Below are 4,347 nucleotides of genomic sequence, written 5' to 3' on the forward strand. Positions count from 1 at the left end.
ACACCTCTCCCCCCCCCCCCCCCCCCCCCCCCCCCCCCCCCCCCCCCCCCCCCCCCCGCCGCCGTTTAACCACCACTACGCTTGAAGCAGGCTCATTCCCCGCCCCAAGACGAAGGCAGCATCCATGACAGAGACCTCGAACGCGCAGTGGCATGACGAGCCGACGGATTACGACCAGACCGGCAAGCTGCCGCGGGTGCGTCCTGCATCCTCGGAGGCACCCGGCCTGGGCTCCCTGAACATCACGGCCTCGACCACCGATCCGGAGCTTCTCGACCTGCCCTGGCACATCGCCCTCGAGGACTGGCCTGCCAGTGCCCTCGCCGCCCTCCCCAGGGGCATTTCCCGGCACATCGTGCGATTCGCGCACCTCGGCGGGTCCGTCATCGCCGTGAAGGAGACCGGGGAGCACATCGCCCGCCACGAGTACCACATGCTCCGCAAGCTCCAGCGCCTCGACGTCCCCTGCGTCGAGCCCGTCGCCGTGATCTCAGGCCGGGCCACACCGGAGGGGGAGGAACTCGACCCCGTCCTGGTCACCCGTCACCTCAAGTTCTCACTTCCGTACCGGGCGCTGTTCTCCCAGACCCTGCGCCGCGACACGCTGACCCGACTCATCGACGCGCAGGCACTGCTCCTCGTGCGTCTCCACCTGATCGGTTTCTACTGGGGAGACGTCTCCCTCTCCAACACCCTGTTCCGGCGCGATGCCGGGTCCTTCGCCGCGTACCTCGTCGACGCCGAGACGGGGGAGCTCTATCCCGAGCTGTCCACGGGCCAGCGCGAGTACGACCTCGAGATCGCCCGCGTGAACATCGCCGGCGAACTGATGGACCTCGCGGAGGGAGGCCTCATCGAGGAGAAGGTGGATCCACTCGCCACCAGCGAGCTGATCATGGACAGCTACCGCCGCCTCTGGAGCGAGCTGACCGAGCAGGAATCGTTCGAACTCGGCGACCGCTGGCGTGTGGGGGCCCGTATCCGCCGTCTCAACGAGCTCGGCTTCGATGTCGAGGAGTACGCGATCAAGACCGCCGCCAACGGGACGCAGATCCAGCTGCAGCCCAAGGTCGTCGACGCCGGCCACCACAGCCGCCGGCTCCTGCGCCTCACGGGCCTCGATGCCCAGGAGAACCAGGCCCGACGCCTGCTCAATGACATGGACGCCTACCGGGCGGACAACAACCCGACGCTCGACGAGGAGTTCAGCGCGCACCTCTGGGTGAACGAGGTCTTCGAGCCCATCGTCCGTGCCGTACCCCGTGAACTGGGCGGGAAGCTCGAGCCCGCCGAGGTCGTCCACGAGGTGCTCGAACACAGGTGGTACATGTCGGAGCGGGAGGACAGGAACGTTCCCATGGCCGAAGCCGTACAGTCCTACCTCGACGACGAGCTGCGTCACCGCCGGGACGAGGCCGCGATCATGCTGACCGCCGATGCGAAGACGATCGGGATCGACGAGGACGAAGAATAGGTCGCCGATTCAGGGTCACGCGACGAGGGGGCCGGCAGCCCATGACTGCCGGCCCCCTCGTCTGCTCCTGCGTACTGCTAGGGGCAGGTCAGGGGCTGGCCCTGGATGGTGACCGGTGTTCCCGAGGGCTGCCCCTGGCACGCGTCCACGATCTGCTGCGTGAGGTCGCCGAAGAATGCGATCAGGGCGATGGCGGTGATCACCCCGATGATGGTGAACAGCGCTCCGATGATGATGCCGGCGAGGGCGAAGCCGTTGCCCATCCCCGCCCTCCGGGACTTCACGAAGGCGATGATGCTGATGACCAGGCCGACCGGGGCGATGAGGATCGCAAGGATGAAACCGACGATGCCGAGCGTCCTGCCCGGGTTCTCCCCCGTCTGGGTCTGGTAACCCTGCTGTCCGGGGTAGTTGCCGGCACCCGGGCCGTAGGGGCTCTGCTGTCCGTAGGGGGACGCCGCCTGTCCGTAGGAGGTCGAGCTCTGCTGCCCATACGGCGTCGGCGGCTGCTGCCCGTAGTCGGACGGGGCCTGGCCGTACTGGGGCTGGCCCTCACCGTACCTCGGCGGGTTCTCCCCGTACTGGGGCTGGCCCTCCCCGTACCGGGGCGGGTTCTCCCCGTACCGGGGCGGGTTCTCCCCGTACCGGGGCGGGTTCTCCCCGTACTTCGGGGGGTTCTCCCCGTATCGCGGCTTGTCCTGCTCACCGTAGGGCTGGTCGCCCTGCGATCCCGGTTTGTTGTCAGACATGCTGCCCCCGAAACGAAGTAGTGGGATGAACGGAGATCTCCGACCGTTTCCTGAAGAATATCATCGGGCGTCACCGCGATCCCGGGTAGGACGGCCCCGCGCGGCAACGATCAGGCGACGATGGCCTTTCCTGGATTCAGGATACCGAGGGGGTCGAAGACCTCCTTGATGCGGGTCTGCAACTCGAGAACCGCGGGCTGTTGCTCCCACCCGAGCCACCTCCGCTTGTACTGACCCACACCGTGCTCACCCGTGATCGTGCCACCGAGATCGAGCGCAAGTCGCACCGACTCGTCGAGTGCCTCATCCAGCCGTGCCTGTGCCTGCGGCCCCTGACTGCGCTCGACCCAGAAGGTGGGATGCAGATTGCCGTCACCGGCGTGGGCCACGACCTTCAGCTGGACGGCGTATCGAGCCGCCGTCGCCTCGAGCGCCTCGACATAGTCGATGAGGCGGGATTTCGGCACGGCGACGTCCTCCCCCACACGGAACAGGTCGTCCACTTCGTCTCCCCGGCTATGGCGCCTGAGATCCACGAGCCGTTCGGCTTCCTCCGACCCCTCCTCACTGACGTCGGCGCCAACGCCGAGGAGTGCCGACCGGATGACCCCGGCCTCTGCCTCGGCACCGTAACCGTCCGTCCTGACGAGCAGGAGCGATCCCCCTCTCCCCCGAAGATCGGAGCCATGCACACCATCGAGGGCTTCGAGGGTCCTTCCGTCGAGGAGCTCCAGGATCGAGGGCTGTACCCTGGCGCGGCCGATGGCGAGGACGCCGGCTGCCGCCTTCGGGAAATCCCCGAAAAACGCGGCGAGGGTCCGGACCTCCTCCGGCAGGTAACGAAGACGCACGGTGACCTGCACGACCACGCCCAGCGTCCCCTCCGAACCGGTCATCAGGGCTGTCAGGTCGTATCCGGCGACACCCTTGAACGTCGAATGCCCCGTCGAGATGAGGGTGCCGTCCGCCAGCACCACTTTCAGGGCGAGTACCGAATCCCGCGTCACGCCGTACTTCGCGCAGCGGAGCCCACCGGCATTCGTGGCGACGTTCCCTCCGATGGTGGACCACCGGTAGCTGGCGGGATCCGGGGCGTACATCAGGCCATACTCCGCAACGGCAGTGTTGAGGTCGGCATTGATAACCCCCGGTTCGACGACGGCGGTCTCGTCGTCCGGATTGATCTCGAGGATCCGGTCCATGAGTTCGAGTGACAGGACGACACAGCCCTGTGTCGCGTGCGCGCCACCGGACACCCCGGACCCAGCGCCCCGGCTCACCACCGGTACGCGATGGCGGGTTGCCCATTGCAGCACCACCTGCACGTCCTCGACGGTTGCGGCGCGGATCACCGCACACGGAAGTGCCGGCTCGAGGACCGGGCCCTGGTCCCGGCTGTTCCGGGCAAGGTCCTCAGGGTCGGTGGACACTCTGCCCGGGAGTGCATGCTCGAGGTCGTCGAGCGGCACGCCAACCATCAGGACCCGCCCATGAAACGTCGGTAGCGCGACAACGCACCGGGCCAGAAGCCCCGGTAGAAGTCGTAGACGTCCTGCGGATCCGACGCCGTCCACCCGCCGTGAATGAGCGTGAGTGTCATCCCGGGCGCGCCTTCTCCTGGATCGCGATGTGCGCCGTCCGAGGGGACTGACGCACGACCCGCCGTCATCTCGATACGCACCACAGTCGCCGCAGAGGATCCGACATGTCGCCAGGACATCTGGAGCCAGTCCCCGGGATGGCTGTCGGTGACCTCCCCCCAGACATTCTCATCGTCGTGAGCGGACGTCTCGACGAGGGCGTTGTCCTCCAGATCGAAGAAGCTGTCCGCCCCCCAACGGCTCAGCTCGTCGGCCGGCCACCACAGATGGAGGTGCTGCGTGAGTCCCGCCCAGGCATGATCGGCGGGCGCTGGTACGGACTCCGAGAACCGCAGGTCCGGTCGTCCTTCCGGAACGCCCGGCTCGGCGGAAGGGTGCGAGAACAATCCACTCATACATCGACACTACCGGTGTCGGATGCTGTGGTTGTTAAAGTGGGGAAGGCCCCGCACCTGGTGGTGTGGGGCCTTCCCGTGAGTGGTTGTCCGGCGGTGTCCTACTCTCCCACACTCTCTCGGGTGCA

General features: G+C 67.2%; 4 protein-coding genes. 1 reads left to right on the forward strand and 3 read right to left on the reverse strand.

Annotation, left to right across the window (positions count from 1 at the left end; genetic code table 11):
- The first annotated feature begins 124 nt into the window (after positions 1-124).
- Complete coding sequence (locus ACX80F_RS16820; RefSeq protein ID WP_459337529.1) at positions 125-1,474, forward strand: DUF4032 domain-containing protein; 1,350 nt, start codon at positions 125-127, stop codon at positions 1,472-1,474.
- Positions 1,475-1,551: 77 nt separating this feature from the next.
- On the opposite strand, the gene ACX80F_RS16825 is transcribed toward ACX80F_RS16820, so the two are convergent.
- From ACX80F_RS16825 to ACX80F_RS16835, 3 genes are all read right to left on the reverse strand, one after another.
- On the reverse strand, positions 1,552-2,223 hold the full coding sequence (locus ACX80F_RS16825; RefSeq protein ID WP_459337530.1) for a DUF4190 domain-containing protein: 672 nt from the start codon (positions 2,221-2,223) through the stop codon (positions 1,552-1,554).
- A gap of 110 nt (positions 2,224-2,333) precedes the next feature.
- Positions 2,334-3,701 carry an FAD-binding oxidoreductase gene (locus ACX80F_RS16830; protein WP_459337531.1) on the reverse strand — a complete coding sequence of 456 codons (1,368 nt, stop codon included), beginning with the start codon at positions 3,699-3,701 and terminating at the stop codon, positions 2,334-2,336.
- The gene (locus ACX80F_RS16835) at positions 3,701-4,219 is read right to left on the reverse strand and encodes an SRPBCC family protein (RefSeq protein ID WP_459337532.1); all 519 of its coding nucleotides are present in this window, start codon (positions 4,217-4,219) and stop codon (positions 3,701-3,703) included. Before ACX80F_RS16835 ends, ACX80F_RS16830 begins: the two co-directional genes overlap by 1 nt.
- Between the last annotated feature and the right edge of the window lie 128 nt (positions 4,220-4,347).

It is taken from the genome of Arthrobacter sp. TMS2-4 (genome assembly GCF_054511075.1).